The organism is Haloferax elongans ATCC BAA-1513 (assembly GCF_000336755.1).
GTDB classification, from domain to species: domain Archaea; phylum Halobacteriota; class Halobacteria; order Halobacteriales; family Haloferacaceae; genus Haloferax; species Haloferax elongans.
The window spans coordinates 292,173-313,838 of record NZ_AOLK01000022.1 but is presented as its reverse complement, the minus strand read 5'-3'; the positions used below and the strand labels follow the sequence as shown (position 1 = coordinate 313,838).

General features: G+C 62.5%; 22 protein-coding genes and 1 tRNA gene. 15 read left to right on the top strand and 8 right to left on the bottom strand.

Annotated elements, in window-relative coordinates:
- Positions 1–23: 23 nt before the first annotated feature.
- Entirely contained in the window at positions 24–1,745 is a 1,722-nt protein-coding gene (locus tag C453_RS16045) for a sensor histidine kinase (protein ID WP_008326040.1), read from the bottom strand.
- Between the two features lie 97 nt (positions 1,746–1,842).
- Here C453_RS16045 and C453_RS16040 point away from each other — a divergent pair, with 97 nt between their 5' ends.
- The 3 genes from C453_RS16040 (at position 1,843) to C453_RS16030 (ending at position 5,448) form a co-directional block, all read left to right on the top strand.
- Positions 1,843–3,159 carry an NAD(P)/FAD-dependent oxidoreductase gene (locus C453_RS16040; protein ID WP_008326039.1) on the top strand — a complete coding sequence of 439 codons (1,317 nt, stop codon included), beginning with the start codon at positions 1,843–1,845 and terminating at the stop codon, positions 3,157–3,159.
- 208 nt (positions 3,160–3,367) lie between these two features.
- On the top strand, positions 3,368–3,967 hold the full coding sequence (locus tag C453_RS16035) for a TetR/AcrR family transcriptional regulator (protein ID WP_394295330.1): 600 nt from the start codon (positions 3,368–3,370) through the stop codon (positions 3,965–3,967).
- Positions 3,964–5,448, top strand: a complete 1,485-nt coding sequence (locus tag C453_RS16030) for an MATE family efflux transporter (protein ID WP_008326037.1) — start codon at positions 3,964–3,966, stop codon at positions 5,446–5,448. The genes C453_RS16035 and C453_RS16030 overlap by 4 nt, the downstream gene beginning before the upstream one ends.
- Before the next feature lie 15 nt (positions 5,449–5,463).
- Here C453_RS16030 and C453_RS16025 read toward each other — a convergent pair whose 3' ends face one another.
- The gene (locus C453_RS16025; protein WP_008326036.1) at positions 5,464–6,066 is read right to left on the bottom strand and encodes a DUF6149 family protein; all 603 of its coding nucleotides are present in this window, start codon (positions 6,064–6,066) and stop codon (positions 5,464–5,466) included.
- Positions 6,067–6,201: 135 nt separating this feature from the next.
- On the opposite strand from C453_RS16025, the gene C453_RS16020 reads away from it, so the two are divergent.
- From C453_RS16020 to C453_RS16000, 5 genes are all read left to right on the top strand, one after another.
- The gene (locus C453_RS16020; RefSeq protein WP_049907794.1) at positions 6,202–7,110 is read left to right on the top strand and encodes a winged helix-turn-helix domain-containing protein; all 909 of its coding nucleotides are present in this window, start codon (positions 6,202–6,204) and stop codon (positions 7,108–7,110) included.
- Between the two features lie 88 nt (positions 7,111–7,198).
- A complete protein-coding gene (locus C453_RS16015; RefSeq protein ID WP_008326033.1) occupies positions 7,199–7,585 on the top strand; it encodes a hypothetical protein in 387 nt (128 codons plus the stop codon).
- 105 nt (positions 7,586–7,690) lie between these two features.
- Positions 7,691–8,932 carry an NAD(P)/FAD-dependent oxidoreductase gene (locus C453_RS16010; protein ID WP_008326032.1) on the top strand — a complete coding sequence of 414 codons (1,242 nt, stop codon included), beginning with the start codon at positions 7,691–7,693 and terminating at the stop codon, positions 8,930–8,932.
- A gap of 256 nt (positions 8,933–9,188) precedes the next feature.
- The gene (locus C453_RS16005; protein ID WP_008326031.1) at positions 9,189–9,428 is read left to right on the top strand and encodes a hypothetical protein; all 240 of its coding nucleotides are present in this window, start codon (positions 9,189–9,191) and stop codon (positions 9,426–9,428) included.
- Between the two features lie 147 nt (positions 9,429–9,575).
- Positions 9,576–9,974 (top strand): DUF7124 domain-containing protein, encoded by a 399-nt coding sequence (locus C453_RS16000; RefSeq protein WP_193788081.1) that lies wholly within the window; start codon positions 9,576–9,578, stop codon positions 9,972–9,974.
- Between the two features lie 100 nt (positions 9,975–10,074).
- Here C453_RS16000 and C453_RS15995 read toward each other — a convergent pair whose 3' ends face one another.
- Positions 10,075–10,401 carry a NifU family protein gene (locus C453_RS15995; protein ID WP_008326029.1) on the bottom strand — a complete coding sequence of 109 codons (327 nt, stop codon included), beginning with the start codon at positions 10,399–10,401 and terminating at the stop codon, positions 10,075–10,077.
- A gap of 188 nt (positions 10,402–10,589) precedes the next feature.
- On the opposite strand from C453_RS15995, the gene mptA reads away from it, so the two are divergent.
- Positions 10,590–11,516: a GTP cyclohydrolase MptA gene (gene mptA, locus C453_RS15990; RefSeq protein WP_008326028.1), complete on the top strand. Its 927-nt coding sequence runs from the start codon at positions 10,590–10,592 to the stop codon at positions 11,514–11,516.
- Positions 11,517–11,532: 16 nt separating this feature from the next.
- Here the strand turns inward: mptA and C453_RS15985 are convergent, their stop codons facing one another.
- Positions 11,533–12,336, bottom strand: a complete 804-nt coding sequence (locus C453_RS15985) for a TrmB family transcriptional regulator (protein ID WP_008326027.1) — start codon at positions 12,334–12,336, stop codon at positions 11,533–11,535.
- Between the two features lie 74 nt (positions 12,337–12,410).
- On the bottom strand, positions 12,411–14,060 hold the full coding sequence (locus tag C453_RS15980) for a DUF255 domain-containing protein (protein ID WP_008326026.1): 1,650 nt from the start codon (positions 14,058–14,060) through the stop codon (positions 12,411–12,413).
- A 126-nt stretch (positions 14,061–14,186) separates the two neighbouring features.
- Between C453_RS15980 and C453_RS15975 the strand changes: the two genes are divergently transcribed.
- Entirely contained in the window at positions 14,187–14,684 is a 498-nt protein-coding gene (locus tag C453_RS15975) for an FxsA family protein (RefSeq protein ID WP_193788076.1), read from the top strand.
- A 191-nt stretch (positions 14,685–14,875) separates the two neighbouring features.
- Positions 14,876–14,949, top strand: a tRNA-Ile gene (locus C453_RS15970).
- A gap of 242 nt (positions 14,950–15,191) precedes the next feature.
- Here the strand turns inward: C453_RS15970 and C453_RS15965 are convergent.
- Positions 15,192–16,142, bottom strand: a complete 951-nt coding sequence (locus C453_RS15965) for a sensor histidine kinase (RefSeq protein WP_008326024.1) — start codon at positions 16,140–16,142, stop codon at positions 15,192–15,194.
- A gap of 408 nt (positions 16,143–16,550) precedes the next feature.
- On the opposite strand from C453_RS15965, the gene C453_RS20865 reads away from it, so the two are divergent.
- On the top strand, positions 16,551–16,679 hold the full coding sequence (locus C453_RS20865) for a hypothetical protein (protein ID WP_007542708.1): 129 nt from the start codon (positions 16,551–16,553) through the stop codon (positions 16,677–16,679).
- A 182-nt stretch (positions 16,680–16,861) separates the two neighbouring features.
- Positions 16,862–18,535, top strand: coding sequence for a DUF3604 domain-containing protein (locus tag C453_RS15960; protein WP_008326023.1), 1,674 nt, complete (start codon positions 16,862–16,864; stop codon positions 18,533–18,535).
- A gap of 33 nt (positions 18,536–18,568) precedes the next feature.
- On the opposite strand, the gene C453_RS15955 is transcribed toward C453_RS15960, so the two are convergent.
- Both C453_RS15955 and C453_RS15950 read right to left on the bottom strand, forming a co-directional pair.
- Positions 18,569–19,591: a sodium:calcium antiporter gene (locus C453_RS15955; protein ID WP_083881615.1), complete on the bottom strand. Its 1,023-nt coding sequence runs from the start codon at positions 19,589–19,591 to the stop codon at positions 18,569–18,571.
- A gap of 79 nt (positions 19,592–19,670) precedes the next feature.
- A complete protein-coding gene (locus C453_RS15950; protein WP_008326021.1) occupies positions 19,671–20,906 on the bottom strand; it encodes a GNAT family N-acetyltransferase in 1,236 nt (411 codons plus the stop codon).
- 141 nt (positions 20,907–21,047) lie between these two features.
- Here C453_RS15950 and C453_RS15945 point away from each other — a divergent pair, with 141 nt between their 5' ends.
- The gene (locus C453_RS15945) at positions 21,048–21,278 is read left to right on the top strand and encodes a hypothetical protein (RefSeq protein WP_008326020.1); all 231 of its coding nucleotides are present in this window, start codon (positions 21,048–21,050) and stop codon (positions 21,276–21,278) included.
- A gap of 108 nt (positions 21,279–21,386) precedes the next feature.
- A complete protein-coding gene (locus tag C453_RS15940; RefSeq protein WP_008326019.1) occupies positions 21,387–21,638 on the top strand; it encodes a hypothetical protein in 252 nt (83 codons plus the stop codon).
- Positions 21,639–21,666: the final 28 nt, after the last annotated feature.

The window sequence follows — 21,666 nt, the reverse complement described above, 5'->3', positions numbered from 1 at the left end:
ACGTCGCAACTGCGGCGAATATCTCAACCCGTAGTGATTTCGGGCGTCGCGGTGTCTTGAACGTCTTCGACACCGTAGAACTCGAACCGAGCACCGCCGGTCTCGCCCGTGGTCAGTTCGATTGTCCACCCGTGTGCTTCTGCCACCGAGTGAACGATTGGCAGTCCAAGTCCGGTCCCGTCATCGTGGGTCGTATAGCCGCGCTCGAAGACCTGCTCGCGGTCTGCTTCGGGAATCCCGGGGCCGTCGTCTTCGACGTAAAACCCGTCGTCGAGCGTGTCGACGACGATGGCGACTGACGAATTCCCGTCGGTGACACCGTGTTCGGCGGAGTTGCGAAAGAGGTTCTCGAACAGTTGCCTGAGTCGTCCCCGGTCGGCCATGATGGTCCGGTCGACTGCTACGTCGACGGTCACGTTCGCCGCGGCCACGCCGTCCCACGCCTCGCGTGCGACAGTTGCGATATCGACCGGCGAGAGGTCCGAGAGCGTCTCGCCCCGTCTGGCAAGCGTCAGGAGGTCTTCGATAATCGCTTCCATCCGGTCGTGGGACTCTTCGATGCGCTCGAAGTGCGCGTCCTCACCCGTCTCGTGTGCTAACTCCAGATAGCCACGCGCAACCGTGAGTGGATTTCTAAGGTCGTGTGAGACGACAGATGCGAACTCGTCGAGGCGTTCGTTCTGGCGTTCGAGTCGTCGCTCTCGCTCTTTGCGGTCGGTGATGTCGCGGACGAGCAGCAATCTGCCCGCGGCGACTGCGTCCTCGCCGAGCGAGTTCGTCTCGACCAGCACGTCTTTCGTGTCGCCGTCGCAGGTGAGGACCACCTCCGAGTTGGTTTCGTCTTCGAGCGTCGCGACGAGTGTATCGGGAAGGACGGCAGACGCGGGGCGGCCGTAGGCGTCGTCGAGGTCGACGCGGAGGCACTTTTCGCCCGCCGAGTTCGCAGCGAGTATTATGTCGTTCGCGTCGAGGACGAACGCTGCGACGTCCATCGATTCGACGGCCGACTCCCACGCCACTGGGACGAGCGTGAACAATCGGTGGCGGAAGACGCTCCACGCGACGGTTCCCGCAGCGAAAGAAAACGAGAGCGTCGGAAGGTTGAGGCCGGTGACTGGGCTCGCGCCGAGGACGTAGACGAGACCCGCAACTGCGGGGACCGCCCCGCCGACGAGCAACCCAGCGGTCTGCTTTTGGTAGATGCCGTCGGCCCGGACGAGTTCGTGGACGAGAACCGCGAGACCGATGACGATGAGGACGTACGCGTAGACGATGTACCCTAGGAACGCGATTCCGTGGTCGTTGACGAGGATAGCGTACCCGCTGTCCATGGATATCCAGAGGTGACGCCAGATGAGATGGTGCCAGTCGTTCGTCAGCACGAGACCGATGACGACGACCGGAACGGTCCCGAGCGCGGCCCAGACCGACCGCGGGAGGTCGGCAATGTCGGTGTGGCGCATCACGTAGGCGAACCACAGGACCGGAATGGGGGCGATACCGACGTAGCCGAGTTGGTTCAAAAGCACCTTCGTCGCGAAGTCGGTCCGAGAGAGTTCGAGGGCGTACATCCCCATCCACAACCCAGAAGCGAAAAGCAGGAGCGCTCCGAGTACCGTCCCCGGGACGAGTCGCTGTTCCGAGCGTCGTCGGAGCAGGTACACACCGAGTGCTACGAAGACTCCTGCACCGACCCCGAGCGGGAGCGTATAGGGCGTAGCCTGCCAGTGAGACACGCCGTTCATGCTCGTTGAGTTGTTTGACGTGGGATAAATCCCTCTACTTCTCGTACGGGAGCAGTCAACCAGAAAGGCCTTTCGTGCCCCCGGCAAACTCCGGCGCATGATAGGTATCGTCGGCGGCGGCATCGCGGGTCTCGCCGCGGCGTATCGACTCCGGAAACGGGGTCACGACGTGCGAGTCTTCGAGGCGAGCGACTCGCTCGGCGGACTCGCAGCGACGTACGAGACGAACGGCGACGACATCGAACGGTACTACCACCACCTCTCGAAGTCCGAAGAGACCATCGTCGAACTCGCCGACGAACTCGGCCTCGGCGACGACCTCGAGTGGCGCATCGGCAAGAACGCCTACTACGTCGACGGCGTGGTCCATCCGCTGGACACGGCGTGGCAAATCGCCGCCTACCCGCATATGAGCCTCTACGACAAGTTCCGCCTCGGCATGCTCACGCTCGGTATCGACGTGCGCGGTGGCATCCCCGACTTCGACGCCTACGAGGAACTCGCCGAGTACGAACACACGCCAATCGAGGACTTCGTGGTCGAACACACCACGCGAGGCGTCTACGACAACTTCGTGGACCCGCTTCTCGACGGCAAGTTCGGCGAGCGTAAACACGACGTGTCGGCGGCGTGGTTCCTCGGCCGCGTCCGCTTCCGCGGCGAGCGTGACCTTCTTCGCGGCGAACTGCTCGGCTACTTCGACGGCGGATTCGCCCCGCTTATCGATGCGCTCATCGACGCCGTCGGTCGCGAGAACATCCAAACCGGGTCGCGAGTGACCGAACTCGACACCGAGGGCGACGAAGTCGACACCATCACCGTCGAAACGGCAGACGAGACTGAGGTCCACGAGGTGGATTCGGTGGTCGTCGCGGCGATGCCGAACGTCCTCGAAGACCTGACCGGGTTCGAGTGCGAAATCGACTTCCAAGGGGCGGTCTGCGGGCTTGCCACCATGTCCGAGTCGCTGATGGACACCTACTGGCTCAACATCGCCCACGACGCACCCTTTGGCTCGCTTATCGAACACACGAACTTCGTCCCGACCGAACGCTACGGCGGCGACCACCTGCTGTACGTCGCAAGCTACGTTCAGGGGCCGCACGAAGACCTCTGGCAACTGTCCGACGAGGAAGTCGAAGACGTGTGGTTCGACGAAATCGAGGACATGTTCCCCGACTTCGACCGCTCGGCCGTCGAGGAGTTCAAGGTCTCACGAAACCCCCGGGCTGGCCCGGTCTACGAACGCGGCTACCTCGACCTCGTCGTCCCGTACGACCTCGCAGACGACGTCGCCGAGGGCGTCTACTACGCGGGGATGGCCTCGGAAGCGCAGTATCCCGAGCGCTCCCTCAACGGCGGTATCGTCGCAGGCTACGAAGTCGCCGACAGAATCGACAAGCGGCTGCAGTAACCGACTGACTGACGACTGCAACAACCGACCGGCGACTGTAGCACGCTCTCGTTTTTTAGTCTCACTCGGCACGACACACCGAGCCACGCTTACCGGCAATCTGTTTCGGATTCGGAACCCCTTTTCACGTCGCTGACTGACTAGTCAGTTAGTGACTACGGACTCCACCTCGGACCGGTCGGTCCCCGACGAGGTCCACGAGACGTTGATGGAGGCGACCTATCGGGCGTTGTGTGCCCACGGGTACGCCGAGTTGACGATGCAGCGAATCGCCGACGAGGCTGGAAAGAGTAAGTCCCTCCTCCACTACCACTACGGGACGAAACGCGAGCTGCTCGTCGCGTTCCTCGATTTCCTCCTCGACCACTTCGAACAGCGAGTCGAAGAGACCGAAGGCGACGCGCCCGAGGAGCGACTTCGGTTCCTCCTCGACAAGATGGTCCCCGACGAGGACGACGACGGCGAGTACGACCGCTTCGGTCTCGCCCTCGCCGAGATTCGGACCCAAGCCCCCTACGTCGAGGCGTACCGCAAGCAAATCGCCCAAAACGAGGCGGCGATTCGAGGACGCCTTGCGGACGTCATCCGCGACGGTATCGAGCAGGGTGTCTTCCGCGATGTCGACCCTGACCGGACGGCCACACTGCTGTTCGCTGCACTCGACGGGGCACGGCTCCAGCGGGTCGTCGTCTCGGAACCGGACGCGGAGAACGAACAGACGGCAGCGACTGAGGCACCGAACGAGGTTCGGGCGGCGCTCGAAACGTTCGTCGTCTCGGACCTCCTCCGCGAGGAGGGGTCGCAGTGAGCGCGAAGCCGAAAGACGTCAATCTCGTCGACGGCGAACTCGTCAAGCCGATGTTGGTGCTGTCGCTCCCCATCGTCCTCTCGCAGATGATGCAGGTGGCGTACAACCTCGCCGACACCTTCTGGGTCGGCCGCGTCGGCGCGAATGCGGTCTCTGCGCTGTCTTTCTCGTGGCCGCTCGTCTTCCTCATGATTTCGTTCGGCGGCGGCTTCACCGTCGCCGGGACGGTGCTCGTCGCCCAGAACAAAGGCGCGGGCAACGACGACGAGGTCGACCGCGTCGCCGGACAGACCCTCGGCTTCGTCATCCTGTTGTCTGCTGGATTCGCCGCGCTCGGCTATCTTCTGACGCCGGTGTTGCTGCCGCTTATCGGGACGACGCCCGGAACAGAGGTCCACCAGCTTTCGGTCGATTACACGCGCACTATCTTCCTCGGCGTCGCGTTCATGTTCGGCTTTTTCATCTTCCAAGCCCTGCTGCGCGGCTGGGGCGACACCAAGACACCGATGTACCTGATGGCATTCGGCGTCATCATCAACGTCGTTCTCGACCCCTTCCTCATCCTCGGGTTCGACGCGAATCCGGTCTTTGCCGTCCTCGGTCTCGACGGGCTACGCCAGTCGCTTTTCGCCGCGACTGGATTCTCCGGGTTCGGCGTCCAAGGAGCAGCTATCGCGACGGTGTTCTCTCGCGGTGTTGGCGCGCTCGTCGGCTTTTGGCTCTTGCTGTCCGGTCGCGTCGGTATCAGCCTCTCGCCGCGGGACCTCATCCCTGAGCGCGAGACGGTCGAGAAAATCGTCCGTATCGGCGCTCCGTCGAGCATCGAGCAATCGACGCGCGCACTCGGTGTCACGGCGCTCACGGCGCTCGTGGCCTACGCCGCAGTGAACGCGGGCGGTGTCGACACCGAAACCGCAGTCGCGGCGTTCGGTATCGGCAACCGTCTCAACTCGCTCGTGTTCCTCCCCGCAATCGGACTCGCACAGGGGACTTCGACGGTCGTTGGGCAGAACCTCGGCGCGGACCAAGCCGACCGGGCGGAGCGCGCAGTCTTCTGGGCGGTCGGCATCATCGTCGGCGCACTCGTGTTCGTCTCCACGATAGCGTACTTCTTCGCCGAACCCATCGTTGCGGTGTTCATCCCCGGTGAGGAGACGGTCATCTCGATTGGCGTCGACTATCTCCGAATCATCGGTCCGACGTTCCTCTTCCTCGGAGCGTTCAACATCGTCAACGGTGGCTTCCGCGGCAGTGGGTCGACCCGGACGGCGATGATATTCTCGCTCATCTCGCTGTGGGTGCTTCGAATTCCGGCGTCGTTCGTCCTCGTCGAGTTCTTCTCGATGGGGCCGACGGGAGTCTGGTACGGTATCGCCTTCTCGAACGTCGCCGCGGCGCTCCTCGCGCTGGCGTGGTTCACGCGCGGAACCTGGAAAGAAAGCGTCGTCGACACCGGCCCACCGATTCCGAGCGACGACTGATTGGAGAACTGTGATTTAGGCCGCTTCTTCGTCGACGTCGTCGACCTCTTGCATGCCGGGTGCGACGCTCACGTCGACGTCGTCTGGCTCTTCGGTACCGCCGGTGGCGACCTCACCGCTGGCGTCTTCGACGTACACGTCGTCGGCGAAACCGCCTTCGGCGTGGGGATGTTCGGGGTTCTCCAACTTCTCCAGCGTCGCGGGCGCGTCCGGGATGTCGATGGTGCGGAATTCGCCCAGCGGGTTGGCGATGTCGATGTCGTAGCGCTCGAAGAACTGCTGGTAGCGCTCGTAGTGGGCTTCGAGTTCGTCTGCCGGGAACTCCATCATCTCGGTCCAGCCGTGGTTGTAGAAGTCGAAGTTGGCCTGGATGTGGGTAATTTCCCGGGCCTCGGCCTCCGGGAACCCCTCACCCAGTGCCGCCAGATAGGTGTCGAAGGTGCACTCGAAGAACGCCGCCATGTGCGGTTCGCGCTCCTCTCGGTGGTCGGGGTCCGCGCGCTCGCCGAAGACGCGAACGTGAAGGTCCACCATCTTCTCGGTGGCGATGTCGCCGATGACGGGCATGGTGAGCGCCTTTTTCGTCGCGAAGTGGCGGATGTTCTGACGAATCTTCATTTCGTCGCCCGCTAAGGGTCGGATGCACGTAAAGACCACGTGTACCTGTGGATGCCCACTCCCCACGTGTTCCGCAGGAGACAAAAGAAAATTACACGACCTGTTTTATTGTCGCTCGAAGTCGATGAGTACGATATGAGCGATTCCGCCCCCACACACGAGGACACGCTCCTCGGCTGTGAGGACTGCATCTCCCCGGCCGAAGCGTTCGCCATCGTGGCCGACGAGACGCGATTGAACATCCTCGAAGCACTCTGGGAGTCACCCGACAGACCGGTTCCGTTCTCGGAACTCCGACGGCGTGTCGGCGTCGACGACAGCGCCCGATTCAACTACCACCTCGGCAAACTCCGCGGCCAATTCGTCCGCAAGACTGACGACGGCTACGACTTCCGCCACGCCGGGGAGAAGGTCGTTCGTGCCGTGCTCGCAGGGACGTTCAACGAGGACCCGGTGTTACCGGCGTTTCCCGCACCGGGGACGTGTGTCGACTGTGATGGTGCACTCGAAGCGACCTACGCGGACGAGAAACTCACCATCGCGTGTGCAGACTGCGGGCGCGTCCACGCACACGAGGAGTTCCCACCGGGCGGAATCGACGGGCGCTCACCGGAGGCGCTTCTCGGCGCGTTCGACCAGCGCGTTCGACACCTCCACTGTCTCGCCGCCGACGGGGTCTGCCCGGAGTGTGGCGGCACGACTGAGACAGTTCTCACTCCCGAGTCGGACCTGTACGACCTCGACGTAGTCGTGAGCCACCGATGCGGACAGTGCGCCTACGAAGCCGTCTCACCCGTTGGACTCGTGCTTCTCGACGAAACGACAGTCCTCGGCTTCCTCTCGTCGCGGAACACCGACTTCTGTGCGACCCACTTCTGGCGCTTCCCGTGGGTCGTCGGCAACGAGGCACTCACCGTCGTCGATACCGACCCGTGGCGACTCCGCGTTCGCGTCGAAGACGGTGACGAAGCCCTCGTCGTCGAACTCGACGAGACGCTCACGTGTGTCGATTCGTACACGGAACGTGTCGAACAAGTTGCATAATACAGCTACGGTAAGGTAGCTTACAAAACTATCATTCTGCTTACGCTTTTGGTGTCGGGGGTCGTCTATCCAAATGAGGAAAACGACCATGGGACACGACACTACTCTCGGACTTCCCGACCCGCTCGACCGCGCCCCACAGGGCGTTGAAACGCTCGTAGACACGTTGTTCGTCGTCATCGCTGCCGTCGTTGGCATCACTACGGCGACCCTTCTGGCGGCAGTTCTCGCACCACTTGGTGCCGGGGTTGGCCTCGTCGCATTGTTCGTCGGTTGGCCACTCGGATTTGTCGGCGCTGGCATCGTGCTCCGCGCTGGCGTGCGTGCCCTCGCCGATAGCGGTGTTCTCGTCGACCTCCGACGCGCACTTTGGCGCGTTCGCGCCGGAATTCGACGGGTTCGAACTGGTGCATCGCCGGTCGTCACCGACGGCGCTGGGACCGCCGACTGTGACACTGCCAACGAGTGCCACTAGCCCGTCATATTTTGGGGTTGTCGCCTCTCGCTTCGGTTTTTGGCCGCCTCATGAATAATGAGGGAGATAGCAATCCACATTAACCCCGAATACAAACGTCGGGTTATGAGTCAATCGTACGTGATCGTCGGCGACGGTATCGCGGGTGCCTCCGCCGCGGAGACGCTCCGCGAGGAGGACCCTGAGGCCGACATCACAATCCTCACCGACGAGGGTGAAGCACTGTACAATCGTATTCTGATCAAAGAATTCGCCAAGGGCAAACTCCCCGAGGCGCCGATCTCTATCCACGACGAGTCGTGGTACGACGACCGCGACGTCGACCTCGAACTGAACACGCTCGTCACGAACATCGACCCCGACGCGCACACGGTCACCGCCCACGACGGGACCGAGTACGAATACGACAAACTCCTCCTCGCTATCGGTGGCACGCCGACGCAACTCCCTGTCGAGAACTCCGACGCCGAAGGTATCCACCACTTCTGGACGTTCCAGGACGCTCGCAACATCAAAGAGCACATGGAACAGGCCGAGAACTCGGTCGTCATCGGTGCGGGCCTCCTCGGCATCGACCTCGCGGCTATCACCGCCGCACAGGACGTCGAAGGCAAGTACCTCATGCGCGGCAAAGCGTGGTGGCGCTACGCGCTCTCGCAGGACGGCGCAGAGATTATCCACAACGCGCTCCGCGAGCGCAACGTTGAACCCGTCTTCGACTCCGGCGTCGACCACTTCGAAGTCGACGACGAGGACCGCGTCACGACGGCTGTCGACCCCAACGGTGACCACTACGACGCTGACTTCGTCGGCATCGCCATCGGTCTCAACTTCAACACCGAGATTCTCCGGGGCACCGACATCGAGTACGACAACGGCATCTACGTGGACGAGTACATGCGGACGAACCACGACGATATCTTCGCCGCCGGTGACATCACCGAGTTCCACGACCTCATCCTCGGCGAGCGCGCCCAGAACGGTGCGTGGGGCTCCGCCAAGGAACAGGGCACTATCGCCGCGAAGAACATGGTCGACTACGGCACCGAAGAGTTCCGCTGGGTCTCGTCGTACTCCATCACGCACTTCGACTTCCCGTTCCTCTCGTTCGGTCACCCGACTCTCGGCGACGACCACGTCGAAGCCAAGTACTCCGATACCGAATGGCGGCGTCTCGCCATCAAGGACGGCAAAATCGTCGGCGGCGTCCTCATCGGCGACCTCTCGCCGCAGACGAAGTACAAGAAGCTGATGCGCGAACAGGTCGACATCAGCGGTCAGAAGGAAACTCTCGTCAAGCAGGACTTCGAACTCGAAGACCTCGAAGGCGCGGCGGCCGAGCAGTAAGACCGCGTCTCTCGACGTTCTTCTGGACGGATAGCGTTCGTTCAGTCTCTCACTCTCACTTCTCCGTCTCTTTCACTTCCACCACTATCTCTCACTCTCACCTCTCTACCTCTCTCATTCTCACTCTCACCCTCGTTTTCGACGCGGCTGGCTGTCGAACACGCCGACTCTCCCAGTAACCCTGTCACTCATTCATGGATTGTGATACGTTGATATGTCACAAACACTTATGGTATCCAAAGCCATGTGTTACCATATGTCATCGAAGGATGGACAGCCGGCATCGGCGTCAGCGTTCAAAGCTGCTCCTGCCGTCGTGCCAATCACGGACGTTCCCCCGGGTGCTCGGGTTCGACACTTCGACGAACTGAGCGACCGGACGCAACAGGCTCTCACGACTGCGCTTCCCTCGGGTCACCTCGATATCGACCCGGAATCCACGAATCTCTCGCGTGGAGACGTCGTCGTATTTACTGAGTACGTCCGCATCCAGTAGACGTCCCACTGTATCGTTCGCTTACAACGACTTTCCTGTCGTCCCGTCACCCGCGAGCCGTGCTGCCGAGCGACGGCGAGGACCGAAGTGGTTTTCCACGCTTCGCCGCTATCGCAGGACATGGCAGCAGGCGGCGGCCAAGGGACGATGACGCTCGCGTTCGAACTGGAGGCGCTCAAGCGCCTCGCCGACCCCAATGGGGCCTTTAGCGACGCGCGGCGCTGGTCGAAGTACGTCGGCGTGGTAAGCGAGAAGCCGACCTACGTCGTGACCAACTTCACCCGGAAGGAGCGAATCCGTCAGGACTTCTTCTCCGGGCCGCGCGGCGTCGAGGAGAGCCTCGAAAACGTGATGCGTCAGTTCGACACGGACAGACACGTCTTCGTCGGCACGACCGACGACGACCGCAGTATCGCCGAGGAAGCCGGCTGGGAGTTCCTCCCCGTCGAAGAGGCGGCCGACGCCGCCGAGTGGCCTCTCGCTGGCGACGACGACCCGGTCGAAGACCCCTTCGAAGACGACGACGGCCGCGACGACTGGCCGTAGTCAGCGAGTCCGGGTCTCGGGTCGGGCCGGTGCAACCGCTCGATAGCGACGCAACCCACAGCCGAGACGCTCGAACGAAAACAGTCGGACTACCGACCGCTCAGAACGGCGGTGAGTAGTCTTCGTACTCGTCCATCTCTTCCATCTCCTCGGTCTTCGTCGGCATGACCGCGGCTCGCGGCCCGCCCGCGCGAACCACGTTCACTTTCGAGATGCCGTCGAGTTCTTCGGGGAGGCGGTGCCGTATCGCTTTCATCGTCATCGGTGCGATGCCACACCCTGAACACGCGCCACCGATTGCGACTGTCACTTCACCCGCTTTCTCGTCCACGTCTTGAATCTCGAAGAACCCGCCGTGTTCCTGAATCTGCGGGATGTTGTTGCTGAGGTAACTCCGGGTCTGTCGTTCGAGGCCTTCGGCACTCATATCATGTCATACGCCAACATTATGCAAATAGATTGTCCCACTAACACGAGCGCGAACACGAACTGGTCGAACGGACCCGCAACCGACTGCTGTCTTTCCACGAGCCGTCGCCGTACGCCACCGCGAGTTGCACCGATTCGGGTCCCCTACCGAAAGCCCTAATCACGGACAGTCCTTTTGCTTCCCCGATGAGTCACCAGTTGCCTGACGTACAGGCCTCTCAGCCCGACGTAACGGTCGGATTGAGTCAGGTCGGCGTCACAGGCGTCGAGAAGCTCGTCAAGATTGCCCGTGACGACAAGCGGCCGCTCATCTTGATGGCTGAGTTCGAGGTATTCGTCGACCTGCCCGGCGGACGCAAGGGTATCGACATGAGCCGTAATATGCAGGTTATCGACGAGGTTCTCGAAGCTGCGGTCTCCGAACCCGCCTATCGCGTCGAAGACATGTGCGGCGACGCTGCCGAACGATTGCTCGCAAAACACGACTACACGACGACCGCCGAGGTCAAGATGACCGCCGAACTCGTCATGCGGGAAGACACCCCTGCAAGCGGGCTGGCGACCCAGAGCACCGCGAAAATCATCGCCGGTGCGACGGCAACCGACGAGGGAACCCGCGAAGAGATCGGTGCCGAAGTCGTCGGCATGACCGTCTGTCCCTGCTCGCAGGGCATGTCGGCGTCCCGCGCCCGCGACGTCCTCCAGGACCTCGCGGTCGACGACGACACTATCGAGGAGTTCCTCGACCAAGTCCCGCAACCGGGTCACTCCCAGCGCGGTCACGCCACGCTCACCGTCGAGACCGAGGGGTCACCGGATGTCGACCTCATCGACCTCGTCGACATGGCCCGTGATTCGATGTCAGCGCGCATCTACAACCTCGCGAAGCGCCCGGACGAAGACCACATGACGTACCACGCACACGCGAACGCGAAGTTCGTCGAAGACTGCGTCCGGTCGATGGCCGAGATGGTCGTCGAGAGCTTCGACCACCTCGCAGATGACGCCGTCGTTCACATGAAGCAGTCGAACGACGAATCGATTCACCAGCACAACGCCCACGCAGAACGAGAAGTGACGCTGGGACAGCTTCGCGACGAACTCGCGCGCTAACCCAACCCGACTTTCCTTACAGCGCCAGTGGGACCGCCCGTTCCCACCGGGGCTCGAACGTTTCTCGAAGGTCCGCGGCGAAGTCCGGGTCTTTCAGGTCGATCATCGCAAAGGCCTGTCCGGGGTCCAGCGGATTCGGCACCTCGATACAGACTTCGACGTCGTCGATGAGGTTGAACACGCCCGTCAGATTCTCTGCAGTCCGAACGTGGAACTTCGGGTGGTCAGAGAGCTGGTCCATGTAGCGCCGCCCGACACTCTCCGGGAGCGAATCGACCATATCGGGAGACATGAGAACCGAAACGTCGACGCCGCGTTCGAGTGCCGCCTCGATTTCTTCGACGACGAGGTCGCCGACCGCTCCGAGGTCGAACTGCGGCGAGGGCGTCCCAGCAACCATCACGAGGCTCTCGTCGGCCGCCGACAGTCGCTCGATGAGCAGGTCGACCGTCTCGTCGTCGCCGACTGCGGCCGTCCAGAACTGGTCGTGAACCGGCTCTGCGGCGTCGAGTTCGGTCGTCAACTCGTCGACGACTTCCTGGTACTGCTGGGCTTTCTCGTCTAACTCCTGTCGCTTGCTTTCGAGCAGCCGGTCGAGCGCCGTGTCGGGTTCGACGGCGACGTACTTCTTGGGCCGACTCGCTGCCTGACTCCGAATGAGGTGGTACTGCTCGAGGCTGTTCAACACGTCGTAGATTCGGCCCATCGGAACGTCACTCGCCCGTGAGAGTTCTTTGGCCGTCGTTGCTCCCGTCCGAAGGAGCGCGCGGTACGCCCGCGCTTCGTATTCCGATAATCCAAGATCTCGAAGACTCGCCATGCTCCGTCTGTCTCGTTTCTTCGTTATAAACAAACCGGATGTTTACACCAACATCCGGTTGGAAAACCGCCGACTTAGGCGTCGGGTGTGACTGAAGACACCGCTCGCATCAACTCGTCTGGAGTGGTTGCCTCTCGATTTGTCTCTCCGAGGCTGACACGTGCAGTCTCGTGTTCGACGTCCGCGTCGGGGACGACGAGGGCCTCGTGGTCGGCCACTCTGAGTGCTGCTCGGTGGAGGTCTGTCCCCACGTCGCCGCCGATTTCGACCACGAGTGGGTCGCGGAGGAGACGGGCGGCGACGGACCCGAATTCGGCGACCTGGACGCCGATGCGGTCCCACGCTCCTGCGAATGCGGCCATGGTCTCTTCGGCAACGTCGCGGTAGCGGTCGTCACCGGTCAGAATGGCGAGGTCGACGAGCGCGTTCGCCATCTCGACATTTCCATCGAGCGGGCGGAGGGGATGTGCGAGGAGGCCGTCGCCGGTCGCTGGCCCGTCGCGGAACGACCCGTCATCCAAGAGTTCGTCGATGGCGGTATCCGCGACAGATGTCGCGAAGTCGAGGTACGATTCGCCAGCGACACCGTCGGTTCCCAAGACTTGTCGGGCGCGACAGGCGGCCGCGACCACGCGGGCGTGGTCTTCGAGAAGGAGCGACTCGCCTGTGTCACCGCCGGACCGGAAGTGTGTCACGACCCCGTCGTCGACCAGGTCTTCTCCGATTCGATGGAGCGCCCGGTCGGCGTACTTGCGGGCGGTCTCGTCGTCGGTGAGCCCGGCGAGGACGAGAAGCGCGTCGACTGCGAGGGCGTTGCCACCGGCGTAGACGGTGAAGTCGGTTCGCGGGCCGGGCGAGTCCTCGCGCCCTTCGGCACCGAGGAGGTAGTAGTCGGTTCCCGCAGCCGGGCCCATGCTTCCGCCGAAGCCCGTCCCCGACCACAGCGACTCGACGAGGAAGTGCGCCGTCTCGACTGCCGGGTCGCGGTATGCGCTGTCGCCGGTGTATCGATACCCGTTTGCGAACGCTCGCAACAGGGCGGCGTTCGATTCGAGCGTCTTCTCGCGGTGGGGATTCGTCCACGAGCGGTCGTCGGCGTAGCGGAAGAACCCACCCTCGACAGGGTCGAAGAGGCCGTCTCGAACCGCGTCCAGACTTCGGAGCGCGCGCTGTTGGTCGCGCTTGAGTGCGAACTCGATGGTGCGTGGGAGTGGGAACTTCTGGGCGTCGCCCCAGCCACCGTGCTGCTCGTCGAAGGTGACCTCCAGTTGCCCCGCGAGGTGTTCTTCGATTCGCTCCGATAGCTCGCCACCCGGCGGCAGGTCGCCGGCGAGCGCGCGAGGCATTCGACCGGCGTCGGACCCCTTCTTTTCCCACACCTCTCTGACGCGCTCTATGACTTGTCGCATCCCGTCCGGTCGGACGAACGTCGTCCCGGTCATGGGCCGCCCGTCGGGCGTGAGGAAGACTGTCGACGGGAAGCCACCCATGTTGTAGCGCTCTCGAATCCGTGGGTGTCGGTCCACGTCGACCCGAATCGGGACGAAGTCGTCGTTGATGTTCGCAGCGATGCGCGGTTCTGCGTACGTTTCGGCGTCCATCTCGTGGCAGTCCGAACACCACGTCGCTGTCAACGACAACAGAATCGGCTTGTCGGCCGACTGCGCCTCGGCGAACGCGTCAGCACCCCACGCTCGCCACTCGACGCGCGTCTCGTCGGTCATGTCAGTTCATGCGCGGTGGATGCGGGTAAGCGCTTCGAGGTGGCAAGGCACACGGCGGGGTGTCGATGACCCCCGCGCCACTCCGGTGACAAAAGGGCTATGGGCCGCGACCCGGTAGTGGCGACCATGCGAACGCGCACGCTCATGGCGCTCTTGCTCCTCATCCCTCTCTCCGACGCCTTGCTCCTCGTGGTCGTCGCGCAGTACATCGACCTCGTGCCAACTGTCGCGCTCGTGGTCCTGACCGGCTTGGTCGGGATGCTCATCGTCCGCGCAGAGGGGAGACACACGCTTCGGAATCTCCAATCGAAGTTCGCGACAGGCGACCTGCCGACGAACGAACTCATGGACGGTGGCCTGCTCATCGCGGCGGGCGCGTTCCTCCTGACGCCCGGCCTCGTCACCGACACTATCGGCTTCCTCATCTCCATTCCGGTGACGCGCTATCCCATCCGCGAGGTGCTCAAGCGGTTCGTCGTCAAGCCGTACCTCGACAAGCGCGCCGACGGGTTCGTCTCGGGCACGGTGTGGACCGCTGGCTTCCCGCAGGGCGACTCCAGCGGCGACGGCGTCTACGACGCCGACCCCAACTCGTATCGATTCGGCGGCGACGACTCCGAGTAACGCGCTGATTCTGCTGTTCTGTCTCGTGTCCCGTGGTTCTCCGGGGCTTTCACACCTGTAGCCGTGTGCATAGCGACTGCTCGAAATCACGGAATCGACCGACGACGGCGACATTCACTAACACGCACCAACGCTGGTTCGAAAAGAAAGTCTTAAAATCAACAGCGCACAACGAGTGAATGCGCTTACCTGGGCCAATAGCTCAGTCAGGTTGAGCGCTCGGCTGATAACCGGGAGGCCCGCGGTTCAAATCCGCGTTGGCCCACTCACATCGGGAACGATTCGTTGCCGATGAGAGTTAGGGGCTCAAACTCCCCGGCCACCCAACTTCTGACGAAACTACACCCGATAGAGAGTGTTCTCTCGCGGTCGTGCAACAACATCGATTACGGCTGTCGACACTGCGTAGTGAGTCATATCGACGCTGTCTGGCGAGTGAGAGAGCTGAGAGCGTGTCAGAGACTCCGAACGCAACTTTGAGAAGTGCATCCAGAAGGCCGATTAGCATCATCTCTCGGCACCCTGCAGTACAAACACCACGTGCCCGCCCGAACCGGACGGCCGAAACCGAAGCGCCCCACCAGATTGCCGAAGCACCCAGTTCATCATCCACATGCCCAACCCAGAGCCATGCGTGATGGACGTTTTCGGACCGGACTCTAACGCCTCGTATTCGATGTCTGGAATCCCCGGTCCGTCGTCGACGACGTGAACCACCACGTTCTCGCGGGTTCGCTCGGCTGATACCTCGATATGCGGTGAGTCGGCACCGGCGTGTCGGTACGCGTTCGAAATCGCTTCTTCGAGGGCGGTTTCGAGTTGTGGATGTGCCCGTGCAGTCAGGTCGTCGGGAACGTCAGTGGTGATGTCGACGTCGGGGTACTGGGCTCGGATTTCGGTGACGGTGGCGTCGACGAGTTTCGAGAGGTCGATGGCGACGTGATTTTCGTCGTCGACCATCGTCGTCTCCTCTATCGTCGACGCGTGTTCGCAGAGCCTGACCACGCGGTCACTCTGTCGGAGAATACGGTCGATATCCTGGTTGTCGTTCGGGGCTGGAAGGTCCCGAGCAAGGTTGGTCGCCGAGCCTTGGACGATGTTCATGCTGTTCCGGAGGTTGTGCCGGAACACGCGGTGAAGAACGGTGCGTTCTTCTTTCAATTCCCGGAGGGACGCGTTCTTCTGTTGCAGCGAGCGGCGACTCCGCTTCGTCAACACGTAAATGAAACCGGCGGTGAAGAGCACTTCCAGCCCTCCTTTAGCGGCTTGCAATTGGGCGAGCAAGGCCGCTGATTCGACCCGCTGGACCAACAACACGTCCGAGAAAAAGAGCGACCCTGTCCCGAGAACCAGATAGAGCAACGAAATTCGAAGCGGCGTCAACTCCCACCGGAGGACGGTTTTCAGCCACTGTTCGATGGAAAATCCGTACTGTTGGTGGGTTGATGGAATGGACATGGTGGGGCGCAACTCCGTTATTTATTCGCCTACAATATCATTTTCAGATTACAAGTTAGCTCTTCCCCCGAAGGAATAAAATAGACATACGAATAATATGTAGAGATTCGGCTGGCGACACTCTGGGGTAGTCGAGCCAAAGTTGGTGTCGCAGCTTCCCCGTCGACGACGAAAGCTAGTCGACGGTCACGGAGATAACCACGGCCGGTGGCCGAGCGATTGTCAGCGAAAACCAACGAAATCTGATATATGGCTGTCCCTCAAAGTCACCATTTCGGACCCTCGAACTCGATGAGAAATACCGAGCAGTCGTGCGATTCCCCGCTACCAGCCTCTCGCCCTCCGACCAAATTTACTCAGTTCTGTATTCCAGTAGTATTAAAACCATACACGACATATGGACTGGTGATGCCTACCATCGACGTTTCCGAACACCTGTACCGACAGCTCCAGTCCGCTGCCGACGGCGAAGACCTGAACGCAGCGATGTGGAAGATGGTCGGTCGCTACCAGCGCGGCAACACCCCGGGCGACTAAGCAGGTTCGGAACCCTCCGACCCCGGCCGCTCTTGCGGTCAATATCAACCTCGCTCGTCGCGACAGTTCCCTTCTCGCGGCGAGTTAGTTTTTTCCTCGGTGAGCGACTGCGCTCGCGAACCCGACGTTGATTCGTCGTCTTCGCCATCCGATTCTTGGTTCCCCCGGTCCTACCGTCCGGTGTGCTCGACGACACGCTCACGAAGTTCGCGGAGACTGCCCGCATCTTCGCCGAGCGACGGCCGTCTCTTCGTGGTCTGTGGGCCAGTCGAACCGGGTCGTTCGACCGCGTTCACGCGATTCTCCCTTCGACGGCCGCCGTGGGCGAATCGCTCGACCTGACGGTGCAGGTGTGGGACGAGTACGAGCGACTCCACGACGTGTACGACGGCGACCTGCACGTCTCGGCGACTGACGACGAGGCCGACTATCCATCGCGCGTCTCGTTCGCCGGTCGAGACGAGGGGTACGTCACGCTCCCCGGCACAGCGTCCTTCGAGACGCCCGGCATCCACTACCTCACGTTTTCCCGTCCCGGCGGCGACAAGCGGTACGTCTCGAACCCGGTGTCGGTGACGGCCGAAGAGCCAGCCGAACGCGTCTACTGGGGCGACATCCACCTCCACTCGCGGCTCTCCGATGGGACCGGGAATCCATCACGTGGCTATCGGTTCGGCCGCGACGTGATGGCGCTCGACGTCGTCGCCTACACCGACCACGACACGATGGGATTTTTCATCCCGCCGACGCTCCAGCGCGCGCTGATGCACAACTGGTACTTCGACCGACTGCGGCGGGTTGCAGACCGCTTCGACGACCCCGGTGAGTTCGTCACGCTGTTCGGCTACGAGTGGACCAAGCAGCCGAACTGCGGCGGCCACATCAACGTCTACTTCGAAGACGGAGACGACGCCATCCTCTTCGACTCGCGGACCGGAACGACGAACACCTACGAGAAGCTCTGGGACCGCCTCCGCGAGTTCGAACAGACGCACGACTCGCGAGTCGTGACGATACCCCACCATCCGACCGAGGCGATGTATCCCTTCGATTTCTCCGCCGTCGACTACGACGACGAACTCGCGCCGCTGGTCGAAGTGTACTCACAGTGGGGCTCCGGCGAGCGCCCCCGGGCCGACGGGAACCCCTTCCCGCTGGCGATGGGTCGCGGCGAGATTCCCGACCCGGGCCATTACGTCCGCGACGCGCTCGCGATGGGAAACCGAATCGGGATGATTGCCGGGGCAGATTACCACGGCCCGCATCCCGGCCACTCGCTCATCCACGCCGACCCGCATCTCCCGTCGACCATCGAGTGGCTCAGAGACGGCGTGGGCTGGGCGAGCATCTGGCGAATCTGGAACGAGCGAAGCTACCCCGGCGGTCTCACGGCGTTCCGCGCTCCTGACTTGACCCGAGCGTCCATCTTCGAGTCCCTTCGGTCGCGCCGAGTGTACGGTACTTCTCAACCACACCGCATCCTCGCCGACATTTCGGTTGCAGGTGTCTCACCCGGTGAGACCGACAGCACGGTCCGACTCGACGCCCGCGACGAGGCCCGGGAAGTCGCCGTCGACGTTGCTGGTACCGCTCCGCTCGAACGCGTGGAAGTCGTCAAGAACGGCGAAGTGTGGCGAACACAGGCGCTCACCGCCGACCCCGACGCCCCGCTTTCGACGTACACGACGAGCGTCTCGTGGACCGACGACGACCCTGTCGAGGGGATGACGTGGGACGAGAAGCGACGGTCAGAGGCCGACGTGTACTATCTTCGCGTCACGCAGGTTCCGCGACACTGCGAGTTCCCCGGGGCCGCGTGGGTTGGCCCAATCTGGGTCGAGCCACCGGGTGCGTGATGGTGTCACAGGCTCTCTGAGGGGCGCTCCCGGTCAGCCGAGGAGCTGAATGACCCCGAAGCTCTCCGCGACCAGCCACGCGAGAAACAGGCCGTAGGTTCCGAGTAGGACGAACGACTCTCCGCGCGTCAGCGCCATCTCGGTTCGGAGGACGGCGAAGAAGACGATGGACGCGCCGGTCAGAAAGCCCATCATGGGCACGACTTCTTCGAAGGCAATGACCGCACCGCCTGCCACGAAAATCCCCGCCGGGAGTGCAACGAGGAGCGCGAAGACGTTGCTTCCGAAGACGTTCGCGAGACTCATGGTCGCGTTGCCTTGTCGGGCGGCCGTGACACTGACAAACGTGTCGGGGAGGCTCGTCCCGGCGGCGACGACGGTCAGCCCCCAGAGGAACGTCGAGGTGCCGAATAGTTCGCCGAATCCGACCGCCGCACGCACGAGTAGTTCGGCTCCGACCAGAATCACGACCAGCGAGACGACGAGTGCGACCCACTGCCGAAGCGGGTCGATGTCGTTTACGACTTGCGTCAATATTGCGCGGTGGTCCAGCGTGTCGTGGTACTGCATGAAGAGATAGAGGCCGTACAACGCGAGCGGAATCGTCGCGAGCGCGGGCGTGACGACCCCGTCCAACTGCTCGGGGCCGTTTGTGGGACGGTAGATAACCGCCAGCGAGAACGTCAACACGAGGACGGCGAGCGCGAGCAGGTAGAACTGCGCTTCCTTGTACACGAGGTCTCGATTCGACGCGAGCCGTTGGTTCTCTCCCGCCAGCGCCGACACCGCCGGAATCACGAGGATGTTGAAGACCGCCGAGCCGACGATAGCGCCGATACCGATGTCGAATGCGCCGTACCGGAGCGTCGCGATGATGATGCTCGACAGTTCGGGAAAGCTCGACCCGACGGCGGCGATGACTGCGCCCTGAACGATAGCCGGGAGGCCATAGTACGCGCCGAGACGGTCAGACGCCCTGACGAGTAGGTCGCCACCCTTCCACGCGAGGGCGGACCCGACGACGGCGAACACGACGAGGACCGGAAGTGATGTCACGGCGACCATTCGAACCCTGTCGACAAAAAAGCGTACCGAACGAGCAGCCGAAGCGACGCCCCGACTTGGTCGCGCGACTTCAGAAAAACTCGCGGAGGTAGCAGTCTCGCTCTGTGAACGTCGCCGTGAGCACGTCCCGAGTCGCATCGTCCCGAACCGAGAGCGAGTCGGTTCGGACCAACTCGTCGACCGACCGGGCACCGACGAGCAGTTGTGAGAGCGCGCCGATATCGGTCGTCGCGTCGGCGTCGGTGTGGCTATTGGTGGTAATCTCCACTGATTCGACCCGCGCCTCCCCGTCCGCGACGACGACGTGGAAGGTGCCGTCGTTCCACGGGCAGTGGTCGTCAGACACGTCGAGGACGAACTCGCCTGCTGCATCGGAGGGGAGCGATACGGCTTCGAGCGCGGCTTCGACATCGACGATGCGGACCATCGGGCCGGGTTGTATCTCGACTGTCGCAGCGCGCGGGTCGGTCAGGTCGTCGATGAGGCGCGTCGATTCGTGTTCGCGCCGAATGGTCACGGTCGCTATCTGCGAGTCGTGGTCACGGACGAACCGCAGGAGGTGCCCCCGCGCTTCCGCATCGACGGCGGCGAGTTCCTCGATTTTCATCGTCCGGTCCCCGGAACTCCCGTCGATTCGGTAGATGAGGTACCCTCGGAGGTCGCCGTCGCGTTCCCACCCGTAGACGTACGGGTCTTTCTGCCAGCCGCGGAAGACGCGGTGCCGCCACCACCCTTCGGTCCGGTCGAGTGCAAGGTCTTCGGGCGACGCCTCGGCGTAGACCCTGTCGAGTCGCGCCCAGTCGTCGGTCTCGAAGCGGACGAACTGGCCGCTTGCTCGGGGGGCGACAGCATCGAGTTCGTCCACGGGGACGGTCGTCTTCGCGTAGTTGTTGGTCCGTTCCCAGCCGAGTCGTCGGTAGAACTCGTACTCGAAGGGCCAAAGCGCGGAGAGATACCGACCGGACTCGCGGAACTCCACGAGCAGTTCGTCGAGCATCGCGGACACGTGCCCCTGACGGCGGGTTTCCGGTGGGGACGCGACCGCGGAGATGCCCGGAAGCGGGTGCCACTCGCCGCGGACACGCGCCGTGAAGTCGTAGAAGGCGCAGACGGTCACGAGGTCCGAGGCAGAAAGGTCCTCTTCGGCAATGTCGGGAGGGGCGTCGTAGAAGCCGCGAGGGTTGTAAATGTCTGGGTCGGGTGGGTTCTCGTCGTCCCAGTCGGGGCCGTCTTCGGCCCGGAAGGAGTAGTAGAGGAACTCGTCGTACGTCTCTAGGTGCTCCTCGGGAAGGGGACGAAGATGCATGGCACCGCTGCGTCGGCGGTGAATATATGTTTTGGGTGAGGGGTCTCGGATTTTCGTGCTGCAGTCGGGTGATTTCGGCGCACGCACCGTGCTGTCGGACGAACCGTGCCATTCACGTCGTCGCGCCCCCGACGCGAAGACATGAACGAGACACAGGGGTCGTGGTTCACCCGTGGCCGACTCCTCCTCATCGCGGTCGTGACGGCCGGCATCGTCGTTCCGGGCGTCTTGCGCCGACTGCTCGGAGAAGCGGGATACAACGACCTCGGGATGGTCGTGTTCGTCCTCGGCTACGCTGGGATGGTTTTGGTCGTCTGGTACGGGTGGATTCGCCCGCTCGAAATTAATGGGCCGGACGACCAGCAGCACTGAGCGCACCTAGAGGCGACACCCCACCACCATATGGGGGGCTGTAGGTCCCAAACGGAACGGCAATAACGGAACTTTGATAGTCGAATCGAACCGACCGAGAAAACAAGAATGCTTCCCCTTCAGCTCATCGACAGCTTTCTGCTCAATTACAACATTGGGCAGGCGCTGCTGCTCGTGTTCATCCTGTCAACCGTAGGGGCACTGCCGCTGAAGTCCCGGCGTATCCTCGGCATCAACACCATCGTCTTCGGGCTCATCTTCCTGTTGACCCCGGTGGCAATCGCAAAGCCCCACTACCTGTTCCTGGGCATCGCGCTGCTCATCGTCGGCCCCATCCTCTTCGTTTCGGGCCGTCGCTGACCACACTTCTTCTCCACGGGGTAACACC